Raw genomic sequence first — 24062 nt, 5'->3', positions numbered from 1 at the left:
GTGACAGATGTGATGCGGGCGAGCAACACTTCGCTCAAATTGCCGTTCACAGAGGCCGGACGCAAGCAGGCGGCCTATGGCGCGCCAGCCGCGGGCAGTGTTGCCGGTGCACCGGCCAGTTGGGCGCGCCACGCCGCGAGCGAGGCGGCAGGCGCATCGGGACGCGGCGGCGCTGCGCGACCCTTGCGGAGTTTGGCGCGGTCGCGTTCGGGTGGATCGACGCGGCGAACGCGGACGGAGGCGATACCGCGTCCCTCTATGCCCAGTTGGCGTGCCGCCCCGCGGCTGAGATCGATGATCCGCCCGCGCACGAAGGGGCCGCGATCGTTGATCCGGACGAGGATGGTGCGACCGGTATCCAGCGCGGTCACCTCGACATAGCTGGGCAGCGGCAGGGTGGTGTGCGCGCCGGCGATCGCCTTTACCCGGAAGCGTTCGCCATTGGCGGTCTGATGACCGGATTCGTTGCCGTACCAGCCGGCCAAGCCCAGCATGTCGTAATCCGGTTCGGCGGCAGGCGTGTAGGTGACGCCGCGAACCGTGTAGGGGCGGCCGATCTTGACCGGAGTGTCGACGGCAGGGCGATAGTGGGTGGTGCTGCACGCGGCCGCGGCCGTGAGCAGGGGGAGGGCAAAGAGCGTTCTGGGGAAGGGCAAGCGGTCGGCTCCTGAGGGGGCGGGCCGGGTTTAGCGTTGATGAACGAGCGTGCCAGCTTTTTGGGGTGGACGTTTTCGTATCAGCGTTGCGCTGCCTGGATGCCCTTCACCTTGCCATCGCGTGTGCGCCGGGCTTCTTCTTCCCGGCGGGGGGAGGGGGTATTCGGCCGGCAGACGCGCCTCAGGGGCTGGCAGGCGATGCCGGGGGTGGAGCAGGCCTGTTTACCGTTCACCGTCCAGCAGGCGCGGCAGATCTGGCGGGTGTCGGTGCAGATGGGCGTGGTGCCGAGCAGCGCGAGGGTCAGCAGGATCATGGGTGCCAGCGTCCGCCTTTCGACAGGAGCGGTCAACAACGAAAAACGCCTGTGCGGAGGGATCCCCGCACAGGCGCTTTCGTGTCGGATCGGTGAACCGAACGAGGGCTTAGGCGCCCGCGATCTCGGCCACGTCAACCTTGATGCCGGCGCCCATCGTGGACGACACGGCGACCTTGCGGACATACTTGCCCTTGGCGCCCGACGGCTTGGCCTTGATGACCGCATCGACCAGCGCGTCGAAGTTCGCGCGCAGGTCCTCGGCCGGGAAGCTCGCCTTGCCGATGCCCGAGTGGATGATGCCGGCCTTCTCGACGCGGTACTCGACCTGACCGCTCTTGGCGGCCTTCACGGCGTCCGCGACGTTCATCGTCACCGTGCCCAGCTTCGGGTTCGGCATCAGGCCTTTGGGACCCAGCACCTTACCCAGGCGACCGACGATGCCCATCATGTCCGGGGTGGCGATGCAGCGATCGAAATCGATGGTGCCGCCCTGGATGGTTTCCATCAGGTCCTCGGCACCGACGACGTCCGCACCGGCCGCCTTGGCTTCCTCGGCCTTGGCACCGCGGGCGAACACGCCGACGCGCACCGTCTTGCCGGTGCCCTTGGGCAGGTTCACCACGCCGCGGACCATCTGGTCGGCGTGACGCGGATCGACGCCCAGGTTCAGCGCGATCTCGATGGTTTCGTCGAACTTCGAGGTCGCACCCGACTTGGCCAGGTTGATCGCCTCGTCGATGGCGTGCAGCTTCTCGCGGTCGACCGTGATCGCCTTCTGCTTCTTGGTCAGCTTGGCCATGTTATCAGCCCTCCACCACTTCGAGGCCCATCGCGCGGGCGGAGCCTTCGATGATCTTGGTCGCAGCCTCGATGTCGTTGGCGTTCAGGTCCTTCATCTTGGTCTGGGCGATCTCGGCGAGCTTGGAGCGCGCGATCTTGCCCGCCGACACCTTGCCCGGCTCCTTCGAGCCCGACTTCAGGTTGGCGGCCTTCTTGATGAGGTAAGTGGCCGGCGCCGTCTTCGTCTCGAACGAGAACGAACGGTCCGCATAGACGGTGATGACGGTGGGCAGCGGGGTGCCCTTCTCGACGTCGCCGGTCTGCGCGTTGAACGCCTTGCAGAATTCCATGATGTTCACGCCGCGCTGACCCAGCGCCGGGCCGATCGGCGGCGAGGGGTTTGCGGAGCCCGCAGGCACCTGCAGCTTGATATAGCCGGTAATCTTTTTTGCCATGTCACTCTCGTTTCGAGTCTAGCGGTACTGGCGGGCGAAGGGCTTTCGCCCCGCACCCTCCCGCGGATTTCCGTCGCTGTCGCTTGGGAAGGCGCGCGCATAGCCGAACGGGGGGCGGAACGCAATGCTGGTGGCTGCTTGCCTGGGCTTGGGCGGTAGAGGCGTATTTCACGCGAAGACGCGAAGACGCGAAGATCAAAAGTGAGGTTCTCGCGCGGAGATGGTGTGCGAGCCGAAGGCTCCTTCGATATCGGGCGAGGCTTGTCTCCCGGTCGAATGGCCAGGAAAGGGTCAGCCGACCGGCCCATCTTTGCGCCTTCGCGTCTTCGCGTGAACAACCCTGCCCGGGGATGTCACCGGGCGGCGCGTCAGAGGCTGCGTTTACCGGCTTCCTGTATTTCAAAGGCGTGTCAGCGGACCCGTTGCGACGACCGGGCCGGTGGGGACGGGCCCCGGCGCGCCGCCCGGCGGTTCGAGCGAGATGGCCAGAACGGCGCCGGGCACCAGCCGGGCGCGGTCGGCGCTGGCGATCGTGATCCTGGCTTCGGGGGTGCGGGCTAGAACGGCGAGAGCGTGAGGGATGCCGTCCGCTCCGATCGCCCATAGCTGCGCACTGCGGTTCGCTGGCGCTATGTCGGCGCCGGACAGGCGGAGCATGCCGGTATCGGGCTCGTAAAGCGCCGGCAGAGGGGCGGCGGGAGCCGCGGGGTCGGCGGCCGGCACGATGGCGGCGATCAGCGGCGCCGTGGCCGTGCGCGCCGGAGGTGGGGGAGGCGCATGTCGGGGCAGCACGAGCATCAGGGCGAGAACCGCTGCGACACCGGCAAGGGCGAGGGTCGCGACGCGCCACCAGGGGGCGACGCCGCGTATCGAATCAGGGGCGCGGCTGGCCGATGGCCCATGGGGCGTGGTCGATGCCATGACCCGCGCTTCCAGCCCCGGTGGTGGCTCGACAGCGGGCCACCAGGCGACGAGGCCTGCCAGCGTCTGGCGCCACCACGCCACCTGTGCCGCGAAATCGCGATCAGTGAGCGCGCGGCGCGTGGCCGCCGCGCGTTCGTCGCCATCCAGCAGATCCAGGGCCAGATCGGCGGCCGTCATGTCGGGATCGACGGGGTCAGTGGTCGCCATCGAGACAGGTCCTCAAGCGCGCGAGCCCGCGATGTACCCAGCTTTTCACCGTGCCCAGCGGCAGCGTCAGCCGGCGAGCGATTTCAGGATAGCGGACCCCATCGAAAAAGGCGATGCGGATCGCCTCGCGCTGGCGCGTCTCCAGCGTGCCCAGACATGCCTGGAGGCGGGCGACCGTTTCCTCGTCCACAAGCCGGTCAACAGGCACCTGCGTGGGATCGGGCAGGGCCAGCGCCGCATCGTCGATCGGGTCGGCGGGATGGCGCGTGCGCCCGCGCTGCCAGTCGATAGCGCGGTTGCGGGCGATCGTGGCAAGCCAGGTGATCGGGCTGGCCCGGCCGGGCTCGAATGCGCCGGCCCGTCTCCAGACGATGACATAGACATCGTGCAACACATCCTCCGCATCCTGACGATCACCACAGATACGAAGGCAAATGCCGAACAGCTTCGCGGAAGTAAGACGATAGACGGTGCGAAAGGCTTCGCGATCCTCGTGACCGGTTGCGACCAGTGCCTCCACCAGACGCGCGCGTGCCGACGCCGCGTGATCCTGCCGATCTGCTGCCACGCGGGGCAGGCTAGGCGCGATACACTTCACCGGCAAGATACGTCAGCGTACGCAAAAGGTATTTTCGTTCAGGCCGATGGGGGAGGTCGAAGCCGATCGATGCAGGATCACCCCGTGAGCAGATGATCGACCGCTTCTTGGGCAATGGGGATTGTGACGTCGTCTGTGCCGGTCGTTTGCCCCGGAACAGCCGGGCAACCTCTTCTCCCCGATATTGCCCGCGCATCCGCTTTATGGCATGATGGCAGCGGCCGGGAGACCCCGGATACAGGTGGCCCCCGGCTCCTTTTGGAGAGGATAGGCCATGACCACGATCAAATCCGTCGGACATCATACCGCCGTCGCCGCGGCAGGCGCAGCCGTGCTGGTCAGTGTGATGTTCTTTGCGCGCTTTGCGGCAGATGCGGTAATCTACGCATCCGAAATGCTGATGCGATAAGGCCGCATCGCCGCGGATACGAAAAGGCCGAGGTGCGGTTGCCCGCGCCCCGGCCCGTCATGCCAGCCCGAATGAGCGGCCGTCTGCTTATTTGGAGCGTTCGACCTGCTCGAAATCGAGTTCGACCGGCGTCGCACGGCCGAAGATCGATACGGACACCTTGACCTTCGACTTGTCGAAATCCAGTTCCTCGACCACACCGTTGAAGCTGGCGAAGGGACCCTCCAGCACCTTGACCGCGTCGCCGATCTCGTAATCGACCTTGATCTTGTGCTTCGGCGCGGCCGCTGCCTCCTCCTTGGAGTTCAGCATGCGCGTGGCTTCGCTCTCGCTGATCGCCTGCGGCTTGCCGCTGGAGCCGAGAAAGCCGGTGACCTTGGGCGTGTTCTTGACCAAGTGATAGACCTGATCGGTCATGTCGAGCTTGGCAAGGACGTAGCCGGGCATGAACTTGCGCTCGACCGCGATCTTCTTGCCGCGACGGGCCTCGGTCACCGTTTCGGTCGGTACCTCGATCTGCTCGACCAGTTGCTCCAGCCCCATGCGGGCCGCTTCGGCCATGATCGAGTCGCGGACCTTGCCCTCGAACCCGGAATAGGCGTGAATGATGTACCAGCGCGCCATCGGCGTGACCTTTACTGAGCGAGGCTGAGCAGGGCGCGGACGAGCGCTTCGAAGAACGAATCGACGCCCAGGAAGAAGATCGCGAGGATCGTCGTCATGATGACGACCATGACGCCGGTCATCACGGTCTCGCGCCGGGACGGCCAAACGACCTTCTTGGTCTCGGCCTTGACCTGGTTGATGAACTCGATCGGAGTCGTCTTTGCCACGGTTGCTCGCACCCTTGGATGGAGATGACGACGGAGGCGTGAAGCCCCGACCGCCGCCCCGTCGGAGCAAGCGGGCGGATACCACCACCGCTGTCGGATGAAGCACGGATGTAGCCGCGCCTTGGATCAGGCGCAAGGGGGCTGGGGAGCGTGCGTGCCGGACCCGCCCTCAGGCGCTTGCGGTCAGTGCCCGTAGCGCTTGATGCCGCGGCGGCGCAGCTTGTCCCGATGCCGCTTGCGAAGGGTGGCGACGACAAAGGGCGCGCCCAGCACGACGATGCCACCGATGATGCCGTAGGCGACGATTTCGCGCGTAATCTCGAACATGGTTAGCGTCTTTTGCAGGCGACAATCATCTTGTCATCTCAAAAAGGCATGCAAAGCTGTTGTATTCCCTCAACGACACCATGCATGCGCGATGCACGTCCGGCGGATTGCCCGTCGATGTCGGAGAAAATGGCAGGAGTGGAGGGACTCGAACCCACGGCCCTCGGTTTTGGAGACCGATGCTCTACCAACTGAGCTACACTCCTAGCCTGCGGCGGCCCTTAGCCGGCGTTTGGGGGCAGGGCAAGCGGTGCTTTTCGCTGGAGGATCAAATATTCGGTGCCGAGCCGTGGGTGTGGTCCCGGCCCTGGGTGGTGGTGCCGTTGACGCTAATCGGGCAACTGCGTATAGGCGCCGCTGCTCGAAGGAGGATTCTCCGGAGGGCAAGCTTGAACATTGCTGGATGCATTTATGGGCCTGGACGGTGGTGAAAAGCCGGCCATCGCCCCTTTTTGTATTCCTATGTGCTGTGAAGGCTCCAGCAAAGTAACCCTAGATGAGGTGAAGGCTTCAATGCCCACGATCAACCAGCTGGTCCGCAAGGGCCGCGAACCGCAGAAGGCCAAGTCCAAGGTCCCTGCAATGGAGCAGAACCCGCAGAAGCGCGGCGTCTGCACCCGCGTATACACGACGACCCCGAAGAAGCCGAACTCGGCTTTGCGCAAGGTGGCCAAGGTCCGCCTGACCAACAGCCGCGAAGTCATCAGCTACATTCCGGGCGAAGGCCACAACCTGCAGGAGCACTCGGTGGTGCTCATCCGCGGCGGCCGTGTGCGCGATCTTCCCGGCGTTCGCTACCACGTGCTGCGCGGCGTGCTCGATACGCAGGGCGTCAAGGATCGTCGTCAGTCCCGCTCCAAGTACGGCGCGAAGCGTCCGAAGTAAGCCGGTCGGGCCCGTGCAAACGGGCATCTGGACCATCCAAGGCTGAAGATTTGTAAGGAAATACGAGAATGGCTCGTCGTCGTCGTCCCGAAAAGCGGGAAATCCTGCCCGATCCCGTATACGGGGATCAGGTCCTGTCGAAGTTCATGAATTCGGTCATGCTGGACGGCAAGAAGTCCGTCGCGGAGCTGATCGTCTACAGCGCACTGGAAACCGTCGAAACCCGCGCCAAGCGCGAGCCGCTGGGCGTGTTCCACGATGCGCTGAACAACATCAAGCCGGGCATCGAGGTCCGGTCGCGCCGCGTCGGCGGTGCGACCTACCAGGTGCCGGTCGAGGTGCGCCCCGAGCGCGCCCAGGCGCTGGCGATCCGCTGGCTGATCTCGGCCGCACGTGCGCGTTCGGAGAACACCATGTCGGCCCGCCTGTCGGGCGAGCTGATGGACGCTGCGAACAATCGCGGCAATGCGGTCAAGAAGCGCGAGGACACGCACCGCATGGCGGAAGCGAACCGCGCATTCAGCCACTACCGCTGGTAAAACGGTCGGTGCCGGCGGTCTTCCGCTGGTAACGCATGCTACCTATATGAGGGGAGCCGGGCCGACCGGCTCCCCCGCACGCTTGAGGAAGATCGATCATGGCCCGCAGCCATCCGCTCGACAGATATCGCAACATCGGCATCATGGCCCACATCGATGCCGGCAAGACGACCACGACCGAGCGCATTCTTTATTACACCGGCAAGTCCTACAAGATCGGCGAAGTGCATGAAGGCACGGCGACGATGGACTGGATGGAGCAGGAGCAGGAGCGCGGCATCACCATCACGTCGGCCGCGACGACCTGTTTCTGGAGCGCTGACGAGGGCAAGGGCCTCGAGCATCGCATCAACATCATCGACACGCCCGGCCACGTCGACTTCACGATCGAAGTCGAGCGTTCGCTGCGCGTCCTCGACGGTGCGGTCGCGTGCTTCGACGGCGTCGCCGGCGTGGAGCCGCAGTCCGAAACCGTGTGGCGTCAGGCCGACAAGTACGGCGTGCCGCGCATGTGCTTCGTCAACAAGCTCGACCGCACCGGTGCCGATTTCTATTTCTGCGTCAACTCGATCATCGAGCGCCTCGGCGCGCGTCCGGCGGTGCTGTATCTGCCGATCGGCATCGAGGGCGGCTTCAAGGGCCTGGTCGACCTGGTCGAGAACCGCGCGATCATCTGGCTCGAAGAGAGCCTGGGCGCGAAGTTCGTCTATCAGGACATCCCCGAGGACATGGCCGAAAAGGCCGCCAAGTACCGCAGCGACCTGATCGAGATGGCCGTTGAGCAGGATGACGCCCTCATGGAGGCGTATCTGGAAGGCAACGAGCCGTCGGTCGCCGATCTCAAGAAGCTGATCCGCAAGGGTACGCTGGAGATGGCGTTCGTGCCGGTCGTTTGCGGTTCGGCGTTCAAGAACAAGGGTGTTCAGCCGCTGCTCGACGCCGTGGTCGACTATCTGCCGTCGCCGCTCGACGTCCCGGCGATCAAGGGCGTGAAGCTCGACGGCGAAACGCCGGACGAGCGTCCTTCGTCGGACAGCGAGCCGTTCTCGGCGCTGGCGTTCAAGATCATGAACGATCCGTTCGTCGGTACGCTGACCTTCGCGCGCATCTATTCGGGCAAGCTCGAATCCGCCTCGACCGTGCAGAACTCGGTCAAGGACAAGAAGGAAAAGGTCGGCCGCATGCTGCTGATGCATGCGAACAGCCGTGAGGACATCCAGGAAGCGTTCGCCGGCGACATCGTCGCGCTGGCGGGCCTGAAGGACACCACCACGGGTGACACGCTGTGTGCGCAGTCCGCGCCGATCATCCTGGAGCGGATGGAGTTCCCCGAGCCCGTGATCGAGCTGTCGGTGGAGCCGAAGACCAAGGCCGACCAGGAGAAGATGGGCGTCGCGCTCAATCGTCTCGCACGCGAGGACCCGTCGTTCCGCGTGTCGTCGGACGCCGAGTCCGGCCAGACCATCATCAAGGGGATGGGCGAGCTCCACCTCGAGATCCTGGTGGACCGCATGAAGCGCGAGTTCAAGGTCGAGGCCAATGTCGGCGCGCCGCAGGTGGCGTATCGCGAGTACCTCAAGAAGCCGGTCGACATCGACTACACGCACAAGAAGCAGTCGGGTGGTACCGGCCAGTTCGGCCGCGTGAAGGTGAAGCTGTCGCCGGGCGAGCGCGGCAGCGGCTTCGTCTTCAAGGACGAGATCAAGGGCGGCAATATTCCCAAGGAATATATCCCCGCGATCGAGAAGGGCTTCCGTGAGACTGCGGAGACCGGATCGCTGGTCGGCTTCCCGATCATCGACTTCGAGGTGCTGCTGTATGACGGCGCCTACCACGACGTCGACTCCTCGGCGCTGGCGTTCGAAATCTGTGCCCGCGGCGCCATGCGCGAAGCGGCCCAGAAGTCGGGCATCACGCTGCTCGAGCCGGTCATGAAGGTCGAGGTCGTCACCCCGGAAGACTATCTGGGCGACGTCATCGGCGACATGAACAGCCGTCGTGGCCAGATCCAGGGCACCGACACGCGCGGCAACGCGCAGACGGTCGAGGCGATGGTCCCGCTGGCGAACATGTTCGGCTATGTGAACGCGCTCCGCTCGTTCACCCAGGGTCGTGCACAGTACAGCATGCAGTTCTCGCACTATGACGAAGTTCCGCAGAACGTTGCGGACGAGGTCAAGGCGAAGCTGGCGTAACGGCTCCTGGTGCGGGGGGCGGACGGGCAACCGGAGCGTCCCCCGCGCAGGGCTGGCATTCGTTGCAAACACCCGCTATGTGGCCGCGTTCGCGTGGCCCCGTCGGCGGCACCGAATTCGAATCAGAAGGTAGGAAAATGGCAAAGGCAAAATTCGAGCGGACCAAGCCGCACCTCAACATCGGCACCATCGGCCACGTCGACCACGGCAAGACCTCGCTGACGGCTGCGATCACCAAGGTGCTGGCCGACAACGTCGCGGGCAACGCGGCGGTTGATTTCGCCAACATCGACAAGGCTCCGGAAGAGCGCGAGCGCGGCATCACCATCTCGACCGCGCACGTCGAGTATGAGACGAACTCGCGCCACTATGCGCACGTCGACTGCCCGGGCCACGCCGACTATGTGAAGAACATGATCACCGGCGCGGCGCAGATGGACGGCGCGATCCTGGTCGTGTCGGCTACTGATGGCCCGATGCCGCAGACCCGCGAGCACATCCTGCTCGCCCGTCAGGTCGGCGTGCCGGCGATGGTCGTATTCATGAACAAGGTCGATCTGGTCGACGACGAGGAAATCCTGGAGCTGGTCGAACTGGAAGTTCGCGAGCTGCTGTCCTCGTACGAGTTCCCTGGCGACGACATCCCCGTCATCAAGGGTTCGGCGACCTGCGCGCTTTCGGGTTCGAACGACAAGTTCGGCAAGGAAGCCGTGCTGGAGCTGATGCAGGCGGTTGACGACTACATCCCGCAGCCGGAGCGTCCGCTGGACAAGCCGTTCATGATGCCGATCGAGGACGTGTTCTCGATCTCGGGTCGTGGTACGGTGGTGACCGGCCGCGTCGAGACCGGTGTTGTCAAGGTCGGTGAGGAAGTCGAGATCGTCGGCATCCACCCGAACGTCCGCAAGACCACCGTCACGGGCGTGGAAATGTTCCGCAAGCTGCTCGACCAGGGCCAGGCTGGCGACAATGTCGGCGCGCTGATCCGCGGCGTGGCTCGCGACGAAGTCGAGCGTGGCCAGGTGCTCTGCAAGCCGGGCTCGATCAAGCCGCACACCGACTTCCAGTCGGAAGTGTACGTGCTGTCGAAGGACGAAGGTGGCCGTCACACGCCGTTCTTCGGCAACTACCGTCCGCAGTTCTACTTCCGTACCACGGACGTGACCGGCACCGTCGAGCTGCCCGAGGGCACCGAGATGGTGATGCCGGGCGACAACGTCGCGCTGGGCATCAAGCTCATCGCGCCGATCGCCATGGACGTCGGCCAGCGCTTCACCATCCGCGAGGGTGGCCGGACCGTCGGCGCCGGTGTCGTCAGCGGCATCAGCAAGTAATCTCCTGACCGAAAGGTCGTGAGAAGGATCGGCCGGCTCCGGAAACGGGGCCGGCCTTTTCCTTTTGCAAGGGGTGCAGGACCGGGAACCTTTTCCACGCGGTTGCGATGCGAAGAGGGTTGCCACCTTCGGGTGGTCGGGATATAGGCGCCTTTCTTGAGTGAATCGGCCGCTCTGGGAAACCGGAGTGGCCGTTCGCTTTTAGTGAGAGCATCGTCGGTATCGCCGGCGATGCCGCAACAACCAGAGTTCGTTTCGGAGCGTTTCATCGGCTTCATCGCTTGTCCCGGTCACCGATCGGGGTCCGCTTGTCGGGTGGTCGGATAAACCGACGCAAGGGATAGGGTCGAAGCTGCGTTCCCGCTCTTTCGCATCGGTAGGGATCATGGACAGCAATATCCGCATTCGTCTGAAGGCGTTCGACCATCGCGTGCTCGATCAGGCGACCGGCGACATCGCCGACACCGCACGCCGTACCGGCGCGCTCATCCGCGGTCCGATCCCGCTTCCCACGCGCATCGAAAAGTTCACGGTCAACCGTGGCCCGCACGTCGACAAGAAGTCGCGCGAGCAGTTCGAGGTGCGTACCTACAAGCGGATGCTCGATATCGTGCAGCCGACCCCGCAGACCGTCGACGCGCTGATGAAGCTCGATCTCGCTGCGGGTGTTGATGTTGAGATCAAGCTGGCGTAAAGCGCCCGCTTCCCGCGGTTGACGTCATCGTCCCGCGGGCCTTTCGCGCATTCCGGGGTTCGCCCTGATCTGCGCGGTACAAGGGATACCGCCCAGCGGTTCGGCTTCGGCCGAAAGGGTGCCGGGGACAGCGTCCCCCGTCTGATCGGCCATGCGCCGATCGCCAGCCCGGGACGGGGGCTCGTTTCGATTTATCCGGGCTGGATATGCCCCCCTTGAATGGTTCTTGGGGGCCTCTGTCGAGGAAGGAACAGGATCATGCGTACCGGCGTGATCGCGAAGAAGATGGGGATGACCCGCCTGTTCCAGGACGATGGTCGGCACGTGCCGGTTACCGTTCTGGCGCTCGAAGGCGTACAGGTCGTCGCCCGCCGCGAGATGGATCGTGACGGCTACACTGCCGTCCAGCTTGGTGCAGGTGTCGCCAAGGCTAAGAATGTCGCCAAGCCGCAGCGCGGCCATTTCGGCAAGGCCGAAGTGGAGCCCAAGGCTATCGTTGCCGAGTTCCGCGTGAACGAGGACGGCCTGCTCGACGTAGGCGCCGAGATCGGTGCCGACCACTTCGTTGCCGGCCAGATGGTCGACATCCAGGGTCGTACGCAGGGCAAGGGCTTTGCCGGTGCGATGAAGCGCTGGAACTTCGGCGGTCTGCGCGCCACGCACGGCGTGTCCGTCTCGCACCGTTCGCATGGTTCGACCGGTAACCGCCAGGATCCGGGTCGCGTCTTCAAGAACAAGAAGATGGCCGGCCACATGGGCGACAAGAACCGCACGCAGCAGAACCTGGAAATCGTGTCGACCGACGTCGAGCGCGGCCTGATCTTCGTCAAGGGCTCGGTGCCCGGATCGAAGGGTGGCTGGCTGATCGTCAAGGACGCGGTGAAGGTCGCGCGCCATGCGGACGCCCCGTTCCCGGCCGCGCTGAAGAGCGTTGCCGCCAACAATACCGCTTCTGCCGAGCCCGCTCCGGAAGCCACCGATGGCCAGGAGGGCTAAGTCGTGAAGGTCAAGGTTTCATCCTTTGCCGGCGCCGACGCCGCGGACATCGAGCTCAACGACGAGGTCTTCGGCCTCGATCCGCGTGCCGACATCCTGCACCGCGTCGTGACCTGGCAGCTTGAGAAGCGTCGCGCCACCGCGCGCGGCACCCGCGAGCGTGCGGACGTCGCCCGTTCGGGCAAGAAGCTCGGTCGCCAGAAGGGCGGCGGTGTGGCACGTCACGGCGATCGCCGCGCACCCGTCTTCATCGGCGGTGGTAAGGCTCACGGTGCCCGTGTTCGCGACTTCGATCCGTCGCTGAACAAGAAGATCCGCGCGCTGGGCCTGAAGATGGCGCTGTCGAGCCACGCAAAGGCCGGCTCGCTGGTCGTGATGGACTCGCTGTCGGTCGAGGGCAACAAGACGAAGACGCTGATCGGCGACATCGCCAAGCTCGGCTTCGGCAAGTCCGCGCTGGTCATCGATGGCGATGCCGTCGAGACGTCGTTCGCTCTGGCCGCAGGCAACCTGAAGGACATCAACGTCCTCCCGGCCGCCGGCGCCAATGTCTACGACATCCTGAAGCATGACACGCTGGTGCTGACGCGCGCTGCTGTCGAGAAGCTGGAGGCCCGTTTCCATGGCTAAGCAGCAGAAGGCGATCGACAACCGTCATTACGACGTGATCGTCGCGCCGCACATCACCGAGAAGGCGACGCTGCTCTCCGAGCACAACGCCGTCGTGTTCAAGGTCGCCGGTGACGCGACCAAGCTGCAGATCAAGGCTGCCGTCGAGGCTCTCTTCGACGTCACCGTGACGGGCGTGAACACGATCGTCCAGAAGGGCAAGACCAAGAAGTGGAAGGGCGCTCCGTACCAGCGCTCCGACATGAAGAAGGCGATCGTGACGCTGAAGGACGGCCAGTCCATCGACGTGACGACGGGGGTCCAGGGCTAATGGCACTCAAGCAATATAATCCGACGAGCCCGGCCCGCCGCGGCCTGATCCTCGTCGACCGTTCGGCGCTCTGGAAGGGCGCCCCGGTCAAGTCGCTGACCGAAGGCAAGCGCAAGACCGGTGGCCGCAACAACAAGGGCCATGTGACGTCGCGCGGTATCGCGGGCGGTCACAAGCAGCGCTACCGCTATGTCGACTTCAAGCGTCGCCGCTGGGACGTCGAGGGCACCGTGGAGCGGATCGAATATGATCCCAACCGCACCGCCTTCATCGCGCTGGTGAACTATGGCACCGACGACGCCGGCAAGGCCGATGTCGCGTACATCATCGCGCCGCAGCGCCTGGGCGTGGGCGACAAGGTGATCGCCGGCAAGAAGACCGACGTGAAGCCGGGCAACGCGATGGAGCTGGGCCAGATGCCCGTCGGCACCATCGTCCACAACGTGGAGATGAAGCCGGGCAAGGGTGGCCAGATCGCCCGTTCGGCCGGCACCTACGTGCAGGTCGTCGGCCGTGACCGCGGCATGGTGATCGTCCGCCTGAACTCGGGCGAGCAGCGCTACATCCGTGGCGAGTGCATGGCGACGGTGGGCGCGGTGTCGAACCCGGACAACGCCAACCAGAACCTGGCGAAGGCGGGTCGCAACCGCTGGCTCGGCCGCCGCCCGCTGACGCGCGGTGTTGCGAAGAACCCGGTTGACCATCCGCACGGCGGTGGTGAAGGCCGGACCTCGGGCGGCCGTCACCCGGTCACCCCGTGGGGCAAGCCGACCAAGGGTGCGCGCACCCGGCACAACAAGGCGACGGACAAGATGATCATCCGTAGCCGTCACGCGAAGAAGAAGGGCTAAGCGATGGCTCGTTCCGTATGGAAGGGTCCTTTCGTGGACCTCCACCTCCTGAAGAAGGCCGAGACTGCGCAGGACGCGTCCGGCCGTTCGGGTCCGATCAAGACCTGGTCGCGCCGCTCGACGATCCTCCCGTCGTTCGTCGGCCTGACCTTCAATGTCTATAACGGCCGCAAGTTCGTTCCCGTCTCGGTGAACGAGGACATGGTCGGCATGAAGCTCGGCGAGTTCGCGCCCACGCGCTACTTCCCCGGTCACGCTGCCGACAAGAAGGGTAAGCGCTGATGTCGAAGCCCGCATCCCCCCGCAAGGTCGGCGAGAAGGAAGCTCTGTCGGTCGGCACGCAGATCCGTGGTTCGGCGCAGAAGCTGAACCTGGTCGCGGGCCTGATCCGTGGCCGCAAGGCTGGTGACGCGCTGAACATCCTGACCTTCTCGAAGAAGGCCATGGCGGTCGACGCGCGCAAGGTGCTGGCGTCCGCCATCGCCAATGCCGAGAACAACCACAACCTCGACGTCGACGCGCTTGTCGTCGCCGAGGCGTCGGTCGGCAAGTCGATCACCATGAAGCGCTTCGCGACCCGCGGCCGTGGCAAGTCCACCCGCATCCTGAAGCCGTTCAGCCGTCTGCGCATCGTCGTGCGCGAGCAGGAAGAAGCCTAATGGGTCATAAGAGCAACCCGATCGGTCTGCGCCTGCAGATCAACCGTACCTGGGACAGCCGCTGGTTCGCGGAAGGCCAGGACTATGGTCGCCTGCTGCTGGAGGATCTGAAGATCCGCCAGTACATCATGAAGACGCTGCCCCAGGCCGCGATCTCCAAGGTGGTGATCGAGCGTCCGGCCAAGCTGTGCCGCATTTCGATCTTCGCGGCACGCCCCGGCGTGATCATCGGCAAGAAGGGCTCGGACATCGAGAAGCTGCGCAAGCAGATCGGCTCGATGACTTCGTCCGACGTGTCGCTGAACATCGTCGAGATCCGCAAGCCCGAGATCGACGCCAAGCTCGTTGCGCAGGGCATCGCCGATCAGCTGGAGCGCCGTATCGCGTTCCGCCGTGCGATGAAGCGCGCCGTGCAGTCGGCGATGCGCCTGGGTGCCGACGGCATCCGCGTCGCCTGCGGCGGCCGTCTCGGCGGTGCGGAAATCGCCCGCTCCGAGAGCTACCGCGAGGGTCGCGTGCCGCTCCACACGCTGCGCGCGAACATGGACTATGCCGAGGCGCAGGCCCACACCGCTTACGGTGTGTGCGGCGTCAAGGTCTGGGTGTTCAAGGGCGAGATCCTGGGTCACGACCCGATGGCGCAGGACCGGCTGATGATGGAGGCTCAGACCTCCGGCGTCCGTCCGGCCCGCGACGATCGTCGCTAAGGAATAGATGAGATGCTGCAACCGAAGCGCACCAAATTCCGCAAGGCCTTCAAGGGCCGCATTCACGGCGACGCCAAGGGTGGCACGAGCCTGAACTTTGGCGCCTATGGTCTGAAGGCCATGGAGCCGGAGCGGATCACTGCCCGTCAGATCGAGGCGGCTCGCCGCGCGATCACCCGTCACATCAAGCGCCAGGGGCGTTTGTGGATCCGTATCTTCCCGGACGTGCCGGTTTCGTCGAAGCCTGCCGAAGTCCGCATGGGATCGGGCAAGGGTTCGCCCGAGTTCTGGGCGGCCCGCGTTAAGCCCGGCCGGATCCTGTTCGAGCTGGACGGCGTCGAAGGCAAGATCGCAGCGGAGGCTTTCGAGCGCGCCGCGATGAAGCTGCCGATCAAGACCAAGGTCGTTGCCCGTCTGGGCGACACCTCGCACCTCGGAGGCGAGTAATGGCCAAGACCGATTATAACGCGCAGAGCGACGACCAGCTCGTCGAGGCGCTGGGCAACCTGAAGCGTGAGCAGTTCAACCTGCGCTTCCAGGCGGCGACCAGCCAGCTGGAGAAGTCCAGCCGCGTGAAGGAAGTCCGTCGCGACATCGCGCGGATCAAGACCCTGCAGGCGCAGCGCACCGCTGCGGCTGCCAAGTAAGGACCGAGACACATGCCGAAGCGCGTGCTGACCGGGGTGATCGTCTCGGACAAGACCGACAAGACGGTTGTTGTCAACGTGGAGCGGAAGGTTCGCCATCCGCTGTACGGCAAGATCATCCGTCGGTCGAAGAAGTATCATGCCCATGACGAGGGCAACGAGTTCAAGGCCGGTGAGACGGTGCGCATCGAAGAGACCGCGCCGATCTCGAAGCTGAAGACCTGGAAGGTGATCGAGCGGGTGAACACCCACGCTACGCCGGAGCGGGCCTCGGCAGAGGGCTGATACGGAACGCCGCCGCCCTGGTTTCGACCGGGCGGCGTTTTCCGTGAAATGGGTAAGGGGCCTTGCGTTCCTTGCCAGGGGCGGCTAGGTGGCCGCTCCCCCTGGTGCGGCTTCGCTGCGCCGGGGGTCGTTTTTTAAAGGCGGGGTAGGGTCGGAATCCACCCCAAGAGAGAAGGAAGCAGGATCCATGATCCAGATGCAATCCAATCTCGACGTCGCTGACAACAGCGGCGCGAAGCGGGTACAGTGCATCAAGGTGCTTGGCGGTTCCAAGCGCCGTACTGCGGGCGTGGGCGACATCATCGTCGTCAGCGTCAAGGAAGCGCAGCCGCGTGGCCGCGTGAAGAAGGGCGACGTGCACCGCGCGGTCATCGTGCGCACCGCCAAGGACATCCGCCGTGCAGACGGTTCGGTGATCCGCTTCGACGGCAACGCCGCCGTTCTGGTCAACAAGAACGAGGAGCCGATCGGCACCCGTATCTTCGGCCCGGTCGTGCGTGAACTTCGTGGCAAGAAGCACATGAAGATCATCTCGCTGGCTCCGGAGGTTCTGTAATGGCCGCCGCAAAGATCAAGAAGGGCGACCGCGTGATCGTCCTGTCCGGCAAGGACAAGGGCAAGACCGGCACCGTGACCGTGTCGATGCCCAAGGACGCCAAGGTCGTGGTCGAGGGCGTCAACGTCGCGACCCGCCACCGCAAGCCCAGCCAGGCGAACCCGCAGGGTGGCCTGGAGCGCATCGAAGCCCCGCTTCACATCTCGAAGGTCGCGCATGTGACCGCCGACGGCAAGCCGACCCGCGTTCGCTTCGAAACGCAGGATGGCAAGAAGGTCCGCGTGGCCGTCAAGACCGGAGACAAGATCGATGGCTGATTACAAGCCCCGGATGAAGGCGATCTACGAGGATCGCATCGTCGCCGCCATGGTCGAGAAGTTCGGCTACAAGAACGTTAACGAAATCCCGCGCCTCGACAAGATCGTGCTGAACATGGGCGTGGGCGAGGCGACGCAGGACAAGAAGCGCGTCGATCAGGCCGCGTCCGAGATGGAGCTGATCGCCGGTCAGAAGCCGGTCATCACCAAGGCGAAGAAGTCGATCGCGCAGTTCAAGCTGCGTGAAGGCATGCCGATCGGCGTCAAGGTGACGCTGCGTCGCGAGCGCATGTACGAGTTCCTCGACCGCTTCATCACGATCGCGCTGCCCCGCGTCCGCGACTTCCGCGGCCTGAACCCGAAGAGCTTCGACGGCCGCGGCAACTATGCCTGCGGTATCAAGGAGCAGATCGTGTTCCCGGAAATCAACTATGACCGTATCGACAAGGTGCGCGGCATGGATGTGATCGTGACGACGACCGCGAAGACCGACGACGAGGCGCGCGAGCTGCTCCGTCTGTTCGGCTTCCCGTTCCCGCAGGAAGAGGCCGCCGAGGAAAAGCAGGCGGCATAATCCCAAACCCCTCCTGCCTCCGGGTGGGAGGGGATCAGTAGAGAGAAGAGCTTAAGTCCATGGCGAAACTGAGTTCAGTCAACAAGAACGAGCGGCGCCGCGCCCTCGTCAAGAAGTATGCGGGCAAGTACGCGAAGCTGAAGGCCGTCGCGAACGACACCAGCCTCGACGAAACCGAGCGTCTGATCGCGCGCCTGAAGATGGCCGAGATCCCCCGCAACGGCAACCCGACCCGCATCCGCAACCGTTGCGAGATCACCGGTCGCCCGCGTGCATATTACCGCAAGTTCCGTCTCGCTCGCGTCATGCTGCGTGATCTCGCCAACAAGGGCATGATCCCCGGCGTCACCAAGTCGAGCTGGTAAGGACCTAGAGATGGCAGTGACCGATCCCCTGGGTGACCTGCTCACCCGCATCCGCAACGGCCAGCGTGCGAAGAAGGACTCCGTCCTCTCGCCGGCGTCGAAGCTGCGCGTCCGCGTGCTCGACGTTCTGCAGCGCGAAGGCTATATCCGTGGCTACAGCGAAGAGCAGATGGGCCCCGCGGCCGGCATCCGCATCGAGCTGAAGTATTTCGAGGGCCAGCCCGCGATCAAGCATATCGCGCGCGTCTCGAAGCCCGGCCGCCGCATCTATTCGGGCGCGCAGGAGCTTCCGCGCGTTCGCAACGGCCTTGGCATCACCATCGTGTCGACGCCGCGTGGCGTTCTGTCCGACGCCGAGGCGCGCGAGCAGAATGCCGGTGGCGAAGTGCTGGCGGAGGTGTTCTGATGAGCCGCATCGGTAAGAAATCCGTCCCGGTTCCGGCCGGCGTGACGGCGAGCATCGAGGGCCGTACTCTCAGCGTGAAGGGGCCCAAGGGCACCCTGACGCTGCCGCTCGCCGACGAGATCACCTATGACGTCCAGCAGGACGGCATCTCGGTGCAGCCCGCGAACGACACCAAGCGCGCTCGCGCCTTCTGGGGCATGCAGCGTACGCTGGTGCAGAACCTGGTGACCGGCGTGACCACCGGCTTCTCGAAGAAGCTGCTGATCACGGGCGTCGGCTACCGTGCCGCGGCACAGGGCAAGACCCTGAAGCTGCAGCTCGGCTACAGCCACGATGTCAACATCGACGTGCCGGAAGGCCTGGAGGTGAAGACGCCCGACAACACCACCGTCGAGATCAGCGGTGCGGACAAGCAGAAGGTCGGCCAGCTGGCCGCCGAGATCCGCCGCTGGCGCAAGCCGGAGCCGTACAAGGGCAAGGGCATCAAGTACGACGGCGAGTTCATCTTCCGCAAGGAAGGGAAGAAGAAGTAATGACCAAGGGTCTCTCTCTTTTCGAGAAGCGCCGTCGGCGCAACCGTACCGCGCTCAAGGCGCGTTCGGGCGGTCGTCCGCGCCTGTCGGTGCACCGTTCGGGCAAGCACATCTATGCGCAGGTGATCGACGACGAGGCGGGTCGTACCGTCGCATCGGCCTCCACGCTGGAGAAGGGCGCGCGCGATACGTCGGGCGCCAACGTTGCAGCGGCAACCGAGGTCGGCAAGCGCGTCGCGGAAGCAGCCAAGGCTGCCGGCGTGACGCAGGTCGTCTTCGATCGTGGCGGCTTCCTCTTCCATGGCCGCGTCAAGGCACTGGCCGAGGCCGCGCGTGAAGCCGGATTGGAGTTCTAAGAATGGCTGACGAGAACAACCAGCCGCAGGTTGCGGCGGGCGCCGAGGGCGGTTCGCAGGACGCACCGCAGAATGGCGGCCAGAACGCCGGCGGCTACAACGCCGGTGGCCAGGGCGGCTTCGGCGGCCAGGGCGGTCGTGGCCCGCGCGGTGGCGGCGGTGGCCGTGGTCGTGGTGGTCCGGGCGGTGGCGATCGTGGCCGTGGCGGCCGTGACGGCAACCGCGGCCGTCGTGACGATCGTCGCGGCGCCGAGGACCAGGGCGAGGATCTGATCGAGAAGCTCGTCCACATCAACCGCGTCTCGAAGACCGTGAAGGGCGGCAAGCGCTTCGGCTTTGCGGCGCTGGTCGTCGTGGGCGACGGCAAGGGCCGCACGGGCTTCGGTCACGGCAAGGCGCGCGAAGTGCCGGAAGCCATCTCCAAGGCGACCGCGGCGGCTAAAAAGGCCATGATCCGCGTTCCGCTGAAGGATGGCCGTACGCTGCACCATGATGGCAACGGCCATTTCGGTGCGGGTCGTGTGACCGTGCGTTCCGCGCCGCAGGGCACGGGCATCATTGCGGGTGGCCCGATGCGCGCCATCTTCGAGAGCCTGGGCGTCGCCGATGTGGTGACCAAGTCGGTCGGCACGTCCAACCCGTACAACATGATCCGTGCTACCTTCGAGGCGCTTGGCGAACAGACCAGCCCGAAGTCGGTGGCGCAGCGTCGTGGCAAGAAGATCGCCGACCTGCTCGGCCGCGGTGGGTCGCAGACCGCCGAGGCTGATGCCGCGGCCGTCACGGAGTAATCCGACATGGCTACCATCAAGATCAAGCAGACCGGTTCGCCGATCCGCCGGACCAAGGATCAGCGCGCGACGCTGATCGGTCTGGGCCTCAACAAGATGCACCGGGTGTCGGAGCTGGAAGACAGCCCCGAAGTCCGCGGAATGATCCGCAAGGTGCAGCACATGGTGGAAGTGCAGGGCTGAGCCCTTTCACTTCACCGGTGACAAACACGGGGAAGGGGGCTAAGCGGCCCCCTTCCTTTTATCCGTTCCCGACGTGGGAACAGCGCGCAAAAAGCGAAAGCGAGTGCATATCATGAAGCTGAACCAACTTTCCGACAACGCAGGTGCCCGCAAGTCCAAGATCCGCGTCGGTCGCGGCATCGGGTCGGGCAAGGGCAAGACCGCAGGTCGCGGCCAGAAGGGCCAGAAGAGCCGTGAGGGCGTGTCCATCGCGGGCTTCGAGGGCGGTCAGATGCCGCTCCACATGCGTCTGCCGAAGCGTGGCTTCAACAACATCTTCGCCAAGGATTATGCCGAGGTGAACCTGGGCGCGATCCAGAAGGCGGTGGATGCCGGCAAGCTGGATGCCAACGGCACCATCGACCATGCCGCGCTCAAGGCGGCAAACCTGGCTCGCGGTGGCAAGGACGGCGTCCGTCTGCTCGCCAAGGGTGAGCTGACCACGAAGCTGTCCTTCCTGGTCGCCGGCGTGTCGGGCAGCGCCCGCGAAGCGGTGGAAAAGGCCGGCGGCGCGGTGGAAGTCATCAAGGTGGTGCCTGCCGCCGAGAAGGCTGCCGCCAAGAAGGGCACCGTCAAGGCTGCCCGCAAGGCCAAGTAAGCCGCTGTTGCCCCGGTGCCACGCCGGGGCATTCAGTGTCGGGCCGTCGCATCCGGGTTGTCGCGCTTTGACCGGCAACCATTAGACAAGGCGGCTCGGCTGCCTATATGAGCGGCGGGGCGGGTCAAAACGCATCCCGCCGCTTTTCGTTTCCAGGATAAACGCAGCTTATGGCATCCGCAGCCGACCAGATGGCGCAAAGCATCAGCCTGGCGAAATTCGCCAAGGCCACCGACCTCAAGAAGCGGCTGTGGTTCACGATCGGCGTGCTGATCGTCTTCCGCCTGCTCAGCTATGTTCCGCTCCCGGGCGTCGACCCGACTGCGCTGGGCATCCTCAGCCAGCGCACCAGCGGTGGCGTGCTCGACTTCTTCAACACCTTCTCCGGCGGTTCGCTGAGCCGCATGTCGCTGATCGCGCTGGGCGTGATGCCGTACATCACCGCCTCGATCGTGGTGCAGCTCGCGACCTCGCTCAGCCCGCAGCTTGCCGCGATCAAGAAGGAAGGTGAGAGCGGTCGCAAGAAGCTTAACCAGTATACGCGTTACGGCACCGTGTTGCTGACGGCGATCCAGGGCTATTTCATCGCTGTCGGTTTGGAGGCGCTGGGCGCCAATTCCGGCGTGCAGGCGGTGATCGAGCCGGGCTTTACCTTCCGCATCGCTGCGGTCGTGTCGCTGATCGGCGGTACGATGTTCCTGATGTGGCTGGGTGAGCAGATTACCAGTCGCGGCATCGGCAACGGCGTGTCGCTGATCATCATGGCCGGCATCGTCGCCCACCTTCCGACTACGCTGATCAATTTGCTGGAGGGTGGCCGCTCGGGCAGCATCGATCCGCTGCGCCTGATCGGTATTATCGTGGCGGTGATCGTGCTGATCCTGTTCATCTGCTTCATGGAACGGGCACAGCGTCGCATCCTGATCCAATATCCCAAGCGCGCGACGCAGCGCGGCATGCAGGCCGACCGCAGCCACCTGCCGCTGAAGCTGAATACCGCGGGCGTGATCCCTCCAATCTTCGCGTCATCGCTGCTGTTGATGCCGCTGACCATCTCGCAATTCGCGGGACAGCGCGTGGCGGGTGAGAGTGCCTGGGGCGATTTCATCATCAGCCTGAACCAGTATCTGCAGCACGGCTCGCCGGTTTACATGCTGCTATACGGCGCCGGTATCATCTTCTTCTCATTCTTCTACACCGCGGTCGTGTTCAACCCGGAAGAAACTGCGGACAACCTGAAGCGCTATGGTGGGTTCATTCCCGGCATCCGCCCGGGCAAGAACACCGAGACCTATCTGGATTACGTGCTGACCCGGATTACCGTGATCGGCGCGGCCTATCTGACGATCATCTGTCTGTTGCCGGAATATCTCGTCTCCGCGTTGCAGATCCCGTTCTATCTGGGCGGCACGAGCCTGCTGATCGTGGTCAACGTGACGATGGACACCGTGACGCAGATCCAGAGCCACTTGCTGGCGCATCAATATGGCGATCTGATCAAGAAGGCGAAGCTGAAGGGCGGGCGTCTCCGCTGAGGCGGCGCCGTCCAGCATAATCGGAAGGGGAAGACGCGCGTGAACATCATCCTGTTGGGGCCGCCGGGGGCGGGCAAGGGGACGCAGGCGCAGCGGTTGGTTGCGGAGCGGGGCATGGTGCAGTTGTCGACGGGGGACATGCTGCGGGCCGCGGTAAAGGCCGGTACGCCGGTCGGTCTGCAGGCAAAGGCGGTCATGGATGCGGGCGAGCTGGTGTCGGATGCGATCGTCTCCGCGCTGATCGGCGAGCGGCTGGACGAGGCGGACGCCAAGGGCGGGGCGATCTTCGACGGCTATCCCCGGACCGCGGCGCAGGCAGAGGCGCTGGACCTGCTGCTCGACGAGCGCGGGCGTGCGCTCGACTATGTGATCGAGCTTGAGGTGGACGAGGATGCGCTGGTCGAGCGGATCACCGGCCGCTTCACCTGCGCCAATTGCGGCACCGGTTATCACGACAGCTTCAAGCCGACCGCGGTCGCGGGCGTTTGCGATGTCTGCGGCGCAACCGAGTTCAAGCGCCGCCCCGACGACAATGCCGAAACGGTGCGCACGCGAATGGCCGAATATCGTGCCAAGACCGCGCCGATCCTGCCGATCTACGAAGCACGCGGGCTGGTGCGGCGTGTCGACGGCATGGCGGACATGGCAGAGGTCGGTCGGGCGGTGAGCGCGATCCTCGACGGCAACTGACCGACGTTGCAACATGACGTAAAGTTCATGTGCCTGTCAGGATCAAATGGTTCGCGGCAGCGTATAGGGGATGCATCGGCGCCCGAACTCCCGGGGGCGCCGCCGGGGCCGGCGGAAGGGGTCTTCCGTCGGCCTTTCGCTTACCGGCGAGGTGCGAAGGCACGCGATCCTGTCTCCATGCCCCGCATTAGCGGTTTGGCAACCGGCGTTGACCAGAAGGGAGGGATGCATACCATCACCTTCCGCCACGATATCAATTTGTTGGATATCGCCTGGATGGGACAGTTCACACGCGAAAGCGCCGCCGATTATGCCCGCGAGGTGCTTCATCGCTTCGCCGCGGAACGCTTCAAGCCAGGCTATCTCCTGCGCATGGACATGACGGCCAGCCCGGTGCAATCCCAAGTCGGCGCGTCGGTGATCCATGAGCAGCTTCGCGGCTTTCCCCGTGCCAGCGCCATCGCGATTGTGACGCCGAGCGCCATCACCCGGATGCAGGTCCGCCGGCTGATGACCCAGCCCTATTTGCAGGTGTTCGATACAGCGGAGCCTGCGCTCGAGTGGCTTTTGGCAGGCGACAGCGCCCGGACTTCGCCAGGCATATCGTCAGGCGTGGCAGGCGCTCTATAAGCGAGGAATGGATACCCTGTCCCTTTTCGGCCTGGTCGCCGTTTCGTTCACGCTGATCTGCTACGCGATGGAAAGCGGGGCACACTGGTGGACCCTCGGCTTTGTTCTGGGATGCCTCGCCGGGTCGGCTTATGGTTTTCTGCAAGGGGCATGGCCGTTTGGCGTGGTCGAGCTGTTCTGGGCGGCGGTTTCGTTCCAGCGATGGCTGCGTCTGCGAAGAATGCGGGAACCTCTCGCTTGACAGAGTGTTG

The 24062-nt window shown here is 64.7% G+C and carries 39 protein-coding genes and 1 tRNA gene; 30 read left to right on the top strand and 10 right to left on the bottom strand.

Going from position 1 to position 24062, the window contains the following annotated elements; all coding sequences use genetic code 11:
- Nucleotides 1-74 precede the first annotated feature (74 nt).
- The 6 genes from GQR91_RS17380 to GQR91_RS17355 form a co-directional block, all read right to left on the bottom strand.
- Nucleotides 75-623, bottom strand: coding sequence for a septal ring lytic transglycosylase RlpA family protein (locus GQR91_RS17380; RefSeq protein ID WP_235903880.1), 549 nt, complete (start codon nt 621-623; stop codon nt 75-77).
- Between the two features lie 113 nt (nt 624-736).
- Entirely contained in the window at nt 737-970 is a 234-nt protein-coding gene (locus tag GQR91_RS17375; protein WP_149680928.1) for a hypothetical protein, read from the bottom strand.
- A gap of 109 nt (nt 971-1079) precedes the next feature.
- A complete protein-coding gene (rplA, locus tag GQR91_RS17370) occupies nt 1080-1772 on the bottom strand; it encodes a 50S ribosomal protein L1 (RefSeq protein WP_112381163.1) in 693 nt (230 codons plus the stop codon).
- Nucleotides 1773-1776: 4 nt separating this feature from the next.
- A complete protein-coding gene (gene rplK / locus GQR91_RS17365) occupies nt 1777-2208 on the bottom strand; it encodes a 50S ribosomal protein L11 (RefSeq protein WP_112381162.1) in 432 nt (143 codons plus the stop codon).
- A 399-nt stretch (nt 2209-2607) separates the two neighbouring features.
- Nucleotides 2608-3339: an anti-sigma factor domain-containing protein gene (locus tag GQR91_RS17360; RefSeq protein ID WP_149680927.1), complete on the bottom strand. Its 732-nt coding sequence runs from the start codon at nt 3337-3339 to the stop codon at nt 2608-2610.
- A complete protein-coding gene (locus GQR91_RS17355; RefSeq protein ID WP_174236574.1) occupies nt 3326-3907 on the bottom strand; it encodes a sigma-70 family RNA polymerase sigma factor in 582 nt (193 codons plus the stop codon). Before GQR91_RS17355 ends, GQR91_RS17360 begins: the two co-directional genes overlap by 14 nt.
- Before the next feature lie 304 nt (nt 3908-4211).
- Between GQR91_RS17355 and GQR91_RS19830 the strand changes: the two genes are divergently transcribed.
- Nucleotides 4212-4346, top strand: a complete 135-nt coding sequence (locus tag GQR91_RS19830; protein WP_260173173.1) for a hypothetical protein — start codon at nt 4212-4214, stop codon at nt 4344-4346.
- Between the two features lie 87 nt (nt 4347-4433).
- On the opposite strand, the gene nusG is transcribed toward GQR91_RS19830, so the two are convergent.
- The 4 genes from nusG to GQR91_RS17340 form a co-directional block, all read right to left on the bottom strand.
- Entirely contained in the window at nt 4434-4970 is a 537-nt protein-coding gene (gene nusG / locus GQR91_RS17350) for a transcription termination/antitermination protein NusG (RefSeq protein WP_112381160.1), read from the bottom strand.
- Between the two features lie 11 nt (nt 4971-4981).
- Nucleotides 4982-5179, bottom strand: a complete 198-nt coding sequence (gene secE, locus GQR91_RS17345; RefSeq protein ID WP_112381159.1) for a preprotein translocase subunit SecE — start codon at nt 5177-5179, stop codon at nt 4982-4984.
- Between the two features lie 183 nt (nt 5180-5362).
- Nucleotides 5363-5506, bottom strand: a complete 144-nt coding sequence (locus GQR91_RS19180; protein ID WP_162843967.1) for a hypothetical protein — start codon at nt 5504-5506, stop codon at nt 5363-5365.
- 130 nt (nt 5507-5636) lie between these two features.
- A tRNA-Trp gene (locus tag GQR91_RS17340) sits at nt 5637-5712 on the bottom strand.
- A 307-nt stretch (nt 5713-6019) separates the two neighbouring features.
- Here GQR91_RS17340 and rpsL point away from each other — a divergent pair.
- The 29 genes from rpsL (at nt 6020) to GQR91_RS17195 (ending at nt 24052) form a co-directional block, all read left to right on the top strand.
- A complete protein-coding gene (rpsL, locus tag GQR91_RS17335; RefSeq protein ID WP_112381158.1) occupies nt 6020-6391 on the top strand; it encodes a 30S ribosomal protein S12 in 372 nt (123 codons plus the stop codon).
- Nucleotides 6392-6459: 68 nt separating this feature from the next.
- Nucleotides 6460-6930 carry a 30S ribosomal protein S7 gene (gene rpsG, locus GQR91_RS17330; RefSeq protein ID WP_112381157.1) on the top strand — a complete coding sequence of 157 codons (471 nt, stop codon included), beginning with the start codon at nt 6460-6462 and terminating at the stop codon, nt 6928-6930.
- A gap of 98 nt (nt 6931-7028) precedes the next feature.
- Nucleotides 7029-9125, top strand: a complete 2097-nt coding sequence (gene fusA / locus GQR91_RS17325) for an elongation factor G (protein WP_112381156.1) — start codon at nt 7029-7031, stop codon at nt 9123-9125.
- 137 nt (nt 9126-9262) lie between these two features.
- Nucleotides 9263-10459, top strand: coding sequence for an elongation factor Tu (tuf, locus tag GQR91_RS17320; RefSeq protein WP_112381155.1), 1197 nt, complete (start codon nt 9263-9265; stop codon nt 10457-10459).
- 385 nt (nt 10460-10844) lie between these two features.
- Nucleotides 10845-11153: a 30S ribosomal protein S10 gene (gene rpsJ, locus GQR91_RS17315; protein WP_066776796.1), complete on the top strand. Its 309-nt coding sequence runs from the start codon at nt 10845-10847 to the stop codon at nt 11151-11153.
- A gap of 258 nt (nt 11154-11411) precedes the next feature.
- The gene (gene rplC / locus GQR91_RS17310; RefSeq protein WP_112381154.1) at nt 11412-12149 is read left to right on the top strand and encodes a 50S ribosomal protein L3; all 738 of its coding nucleotides are present in this window, start codon (nt 11412-11414) and stop codon (nt 12147-12149) included.
- Between the two features lie 3 nt (nt 12150-12152).
- Nucleotides 12153-12779, top strand: coding sequence for a 50S ribosomal protein L4 (rplD, locus tag GQR91_RS17305; protein WP_149680926.1), 627 nt, complete (start codon nt 12153-12155; stop codon nt 12777-12779).
- On the top strand, nt 12772-13089 hold the full coding sequence (locus GQR91_RS17300) for a 50S ribosomal protein L23 (protein WP_149680925.1): 318 nt from the start codon (nt 12772-12774) through the stop codon (nt 13087-13089). The genes rplD and GQR91_RS17300 overlap by 8 nt, the downstream gene beginning before the upstream one ends.
- Nucleotides 13089-13940 carry a 50S ribosomal protein L2 gene (gene rplB, locus GQR91_RS17295; RefSeq protein WP_112381151.1) on the top strand — a complete coding sequence of 284 codons (852 nt, stop codon included), beginning with the start codon at nt 13089-13091 and terminating at the stop codon, nt 13938-13940. Before GQR91_RS17300 ends, rplB begins: the two co-directional genes overlap by 1 nt.
- Before the next feature lie 3 nt (nt 13941-13943).
- Nucleotides 13944-14222 carry a 30S ribosomal protein S19 gene (gene rpsS / locus GQR91_RS17290; protein ID WP_112381150.1) on the top strand — a complete coding sequence of 93 codons (279 nt, stop codon included), beginning with the start codon at nt 13944-13946 and terminating at the stop codon, nt 14220-14222.
- Nucleotides 14222-14599 (top strand): 50S ribosomal protein L22, encoded by a 378-nt coding sequence (gene rplV / locus GQR91_RS17285; protein ID WP_112381149.1) that lies wholly within the window; start codon nt 14222-14224, stop codon nt 14597-14599. Before rpsS ends, rplV begins: the two co-directional genes overlap by 1 nt.
- Nucleotides 14599-15306 carry a 30S ribosomal protein S3 gene (rpsC, locus tag GQR91_RS17280; protein WP_112381148.1) on the top strand — a complete coding sequence of 236 codons (708 nt, stop codon included), beginning with the start codon at nt 14599-14601 and terminating at the stop codon, nt 15304-15306. Before rplV ends, rpsC begins: the two co-directional genes overlap by 1 nt.
- Nucleotides 15307-15318: 12 nt before the next feature.
- The gene (rplP, locus tag GQR91_RS17275; RefSeq protein ID WP_055845527.1) at nt 15319-15753 is read left to right on the top strand and encodes a 50S ribosomal protein L16; all 435 of its coding nucleotides are present in this window, start codon (nt 15319-15321) and stop codon (nt 15751-15753) included.
- Nucleotides 15753-15953 carry a 50S ribosomal protein L29 gene (gene rpmC / locus GQR91_RS17270; RefSeq protein ID WP_112381147.1) on the top strand — a complete coding sequence of 67 codons (201 nt, stop codon included), beginning with the start codon at nt 15753-15755 and terminating at the stop codon, nt 15951-15953. The genes rplP and rpmC overlap by 1 nt, the downstream gene beginning before the upstream one ends.
- Before the next feature lie 12 nt (nt 15954-15965).
- Nucleotides 15966-16238 (top strand): 30S ribosomal protein S17, encoded by a 273-nt coding sequence (gene rpsQ, locus GQR91_RS17265; protein ID WP_112381146.1) that lies wholly within the window; start codon nt 15966-15968, stop codon nt 16236-16238.
- A gap of 187 nt (nt 16239-16425) precedes the next feature.
- Complete coding sequence (gene rplN / locus GQR91_RS17260) at nt 16426-16794, top strand: 50S ribosomal protein L14 (RefSeq protein WP_022687056.1); 369 nt, start codon at nt 16426-16428, stop codon at nt 16792-16794.
- Nucleotides 16794-17111: a 50S ribosomal protein L24 gene (rplX, locus tag GQR91_RS17255; RefSeq protein WP_112381145.1), complete on the top strand. Its 318-nt coding sequence runs from the start codon at nt 16794-16796 to the stop codon at nt 17109-17111. Before rplN ends, rplX begins: the two co-directional genes overlap by 1 nt.
- Nucleotides 17104-17685 (top strand): 50S ribosomal protein L5, encoded by a 582-nt coding sequence (gene rplE, locus GQR91_RS17250; RefSeq protein ID WP_149680924.1) that lies wholly within the window; start codon nt 17104-17106, stop codon nt 17683-17685. The genes rplX and rplE overlap by 8 nt, the downstream gene beginning before the upstream one ends.
- Nucleotides 17686-17744: 59 nt before the next feature.
- Nucleotides 17745-18050: a 30S ribosomal protein S14 gene (gene rpsN, locus GQR91_RS17245; protein ID WP_112381143.1), complete on the top strand. Its 306-nt coding sequence runs from the start codon at nt 17745-17747 to the stop codon at nt 18048-18050.
- A gap of 10 nt (nt 18051-18060) precedes the next feature.
- Entirely contained in the window at nt 18061-18456 is a 396-nt protein-coding gene (gene rpsH / locus GQR91_RS17240; RefSeq protein ID WP_112381142.1) for a 30S ribosomal protein S8, read from the top strand.
- Nucleotides 18456-18989, top strand: coding sequence for a 50S ribosomal protein L6 (gene rplF / locus GQR91_RS17235; RefSeq protein WP_149680923.1), 534 nt, complete (start codon nt 18456-18458; stop codon nt 18987-18989). The genes rpsH and rplF overlap by 1 nt, the downstream gene beginning before the upstream one ends.
- A complete protein-coding gene (gene rplR, locus GQR91_RS17230; protein ID WP_112381140.1) occupies nt 18989-19345 on the top strand; it encodes a 50S ribosomal protein L18 in 357 nt (118 codons plus the stop codon). Before rplF ends, rplR begins: the two co-directional genes overlap by 1 nt.
- Before the next feature lie 2 nt (nt 19346-19347).
- Nucleotides 19348-20136, top strand: coding sequence for a 30S ribosomal protein S5 (gene rpsE / locus GQR91_RS17225; protein WP_149680922.1), 789 nt, complete (start codon nt 19348-19350; stop codon nt 20134-20136).
- A gap of 6 nt (nt 20137-20142) precedes the next feature.
- Nucleotides 20143-20319 (top strand): 50S ribosomal protein L30, encoded by a 177-nt coding sequence (rpmD, locus tag GQR91_RS17220; protein ID WP_112381138.1) that lies wholly within the window; start codon nt 20143-20145, stop codon nt 20317-20319.
- Between the two features lie 112 nt (nt 20320-20431).
- The gene (gene rplO / locus GQR91_RS17215; RefSeq protein WP_112381734.1) at nt 20432-20956 is read left to right on the top strand and encodes a 50S ribosomal protein L15; all 525 of its coding nucleotides are present in this window, start codon (nt 20432-20434) and stop codon (nt 20954-20956) included.
- A gap of 170 nt (nt 20957-21126) precedes the next feature.
- A complete protein-coding gene (gene secY / locus GQR91_RS17210) occupies nt 21127-22491 on the top strand; it encodes a preprotein translocase subunit SecY (RefSeq protein WP_112381137.1) in 1365 nt (454 codons plus the stop codon).
- A gap of 39 nt (nt 22492-22530) precedes the next feature.
- Nucleotides 22531-23181 (top strand): adenylate kinase, encoded by a 651-nt coding sequence (locus GQR91_RS17205; protein WP_149680921.1) that lies wholly within the window; start codon nt 22531-22533, stop codon nt 23179-23181.
- A gap of 225 nt (nt 23182-23406) precedes the next feature.
- Nucleotides 23407-23811, top strand: a complete 405-nt coding sequence (locus GQR91_RS17200; RefSeq protein ID WP_149680920.1) for an STAS/SEC14 domain-containing protein — start codon at nt 23407-23409, stop codon at nt 23809-23811.
- A gap of 7 nt (nt 23812-23818) precedes the next feature.
- Nucleotides 23819-24052, top strand: coding sequence for a hypothetical protein (locus GQR91_RS17195; protein ID WP_149680919.1), 234 nt, complete (start codon nt 23819-23821; stop codon nt 24050-24052).
- The last annotated feature ends 10 nt before the right edge of the window (nt 24053-24062 follow it).

It is taken from the genome of Sphingomonas carotinifaciens (assembly GCF_009789535.1).
Lineage (GTDB): Bacteria > Pseudomonadota > Alphaproteobacteria > Sphingomonadales > Sphingomonadaceae > Sphingomonas > Sphingomonas carotinifaciens.
This window is presented reverse-complemented; position numbering and strand designations above follow the sequence as displayed.

Coding starts and splice junctions, on each gene's coding strand:
- rpsJ (WP_066776796.1), top strand. CDS start 10,845: ATGGACAGCAATATCCGCATTCGTCTGAAGGCGTTCGACCATCGCGTG.
- nusG (WP_112381160.1), bottom strand. CDS start 4,970: ATGGCGCGCTGGTACATCATTCACGCCTATTCCGGGTTCGAGGGCAAG.
- rpsE (WP_149680922.1), top strand. CDS start 19,348: ATGGCTGACGAGAACAACCAGCCGCAGGTTGCGGCGGGCGCCGAGGGC.
- secY (WP_112381137.1), top strand. CDS start 21,127: ATGGCATCCGCAGCCGACCAGATGGCGCAAAGCATCAGCCTGGCGAAA.
- rpsN (WP_112381143.1), top strand. CDS start 17,745: ATGGCGAAACTGAGTTCAGTCAACAAGAACGAGCGGCGCCGCGCCCTC.
- rplR (WP_112381140.1), top strand. CDS start 18,989: ATGACCAAGGGTCTCTCTCTTTTCGAGAAGCGCCGTCGGCGCAACCGT.
- rplV (WP_112381149.1), top strand. CDS start 14,222: ATGTCGAAGCCCGCATCCCCCCGCAAGGTCGGCGAGAAGGAAGCTCTG.
- rplA (WP_112381163.1), bottom strand. CDS start 1,772: ATGGCCAAGCTGACCAAGAAGCAGAAGGCGATCACGGTCGACCGCGAG.
- rplF (WP_149680923.1), top strand. CDS start 18,456: ATGAGCCGCATCGGTAAGAAATCCGTCCCGGTTCCGGCCGGCGTGACG.
- rpsG (WP_112381157.1), top strand. CDS start 6,460: ATGGCTCGTCGTCGTCGTCCCGAAAAGCGGGAAATCCTGCCCGATCCC.
- rplP (WP_055845527.1), top strand. CDS start 15,319: ATGCTGCAACCGAAGCGCACCAAATTCCGCAAGGCCTTCAAGGGCCGC.
- rplB (WP_112381151.1), top strand. CDS start 13,089: ATGGCACTCAAGCAATATAATCCGACGAGCCCGGCCCGCCGCGGCCTG.
- GQR91_RS17300 (WP_149680925.1), top strand. CDS start 12,772: ATGGCTAAGCAGCAGAAGGCGATCGACAACCGTCATTACGACGTGATC.
- tuf (WP_112381155.1), top strand. CDS start 9,263: ATGGCAAAGGCAAAATTCGAGCGGACCAAGCCGCACCTCAACATCGGC.
- GQR91_RS19180 (WP_162843967.1), bottom strand. CDS start 5,506: ATGTTCGAGATTACGCGCGAAATCGTCGCCTACGGCATCATCGGTGGC.
- GQR91_RS17195 (WP_149680919.1), top strand. CDS start 23,819: ATGGATACCCTGTCCCTTTTCGGCCTGGTCGCCGTTTCGTTCACGCTG.
- rpsH (WP_112381142.1), top strand. CDS start 18,061: ATGGCAGTGACCGATCCCCTGGGTGACCTGCTCACCCGCATCCGCAAC.
- rpsS (WP_112381150.1), top strand. CDS start 13,944: ATGGCTCGTTCCGTATGGAAGGGTCCTTTCGTGGACCTCCACCTCCTG.
- rpmC (WP_112381147.1), top strand. CDS start 15,753: ATGGCCAAGACCGATTATAACGCGCAGAGCGACGACCAGCTCGTCGAG.
- rplN (WP_022687056.1), top strand. CDS start 16,426: ATGATCCAGATGCAATCCAATCTCGACGTCGCTGACAACAGCGGCGCG.
- rpsC (WP_112381148.1), top strand. CDS start 14,599: ATGGGTCATAAGAGCAACCCGATCGGTCTGCGCCTGCAGATCAACCGT.
- rplX (WP_112381145.1), top strand. CDS start 16,794: ATGGCCGCCGCAAAGATCAAGAAGGGCGACCGCGTGATCGTCCTGTCC.
- rpsL (WP_112381158.1), top strand. CDS start 6,020: ATGCCCACGATCAACCAGCTGGTCCGCAAGGGCCGCGAACCGCAGAAG.
- GQR91_RS17200 (WP_149680920.1), top strand. CDS start 23,407: ATGCATACCATCACCTTCCGCCACGATATCAATTTGTTGGATATCGCC.
- rplC (WP_112381154.1), top strand. CDS start 11,412: ATGCGTACCGGCGTGATCGCGAAGAAGATGGGGATGACCCGCCTGTTC.
- rplK (WP_112381162.1), bottom strand. CDS start 2,208: ATGGCAAAAAAGATTACCGGCTATATCAAGCTGCAGGTGCCTGCGGGC.
- rplO (WP_112381734.1), top strand. CDS start 20,432: ATGAAGCTGAACCAACTTTCCGACAACGCAGGTGCCCGCAAGTCCAAG.
- GQR91_RS17360 (WP_149680927.1), bottom strand. CDS start 3,339: ATGGCGACCACTGACCCCGTCGATCCCGACATGACGGCCGCCGATCTG.
- GQR91_RS19830 (WP_260173173.1), top strand. CDS start 4,212: ATGACCACGATCAAATCCGTCGGACATCATACCGCCGTCGCCGCGGCA.
- rplE (WP_149680924.1), top strand. CDS start 17,104: ATGGCTGATTACAAGCCCCGGATGAAGGCGATCTACGAGGATCGCATC.
- GQR91_RS17375 (WP_149680928.1), bottom strand. CDS start 970: ATGATCCTGCTGACCCTCGCGCTGCTCGGCACCACGCCCATCTGCACC.
- rpmD (WP_112381138.1), top strand. CDS start 20,143: ATGGCTACCATCAAGATCAAGCAGACCGGTTCGCCGATCCGCCGGACC.
- rpsQ (WP_112381146.1), top strand. CDS start 15,966: ATGCCGAAGCGCGTGCTGACCGGGGTGATCGTCTCGGACAAGACCGAC.
- fusA (WP_112381156.1), top strand. CDS start 7,029: ATGGCCCGCAGCCATCCGCTCGACAGATATCGCAACATCGGCATCATG.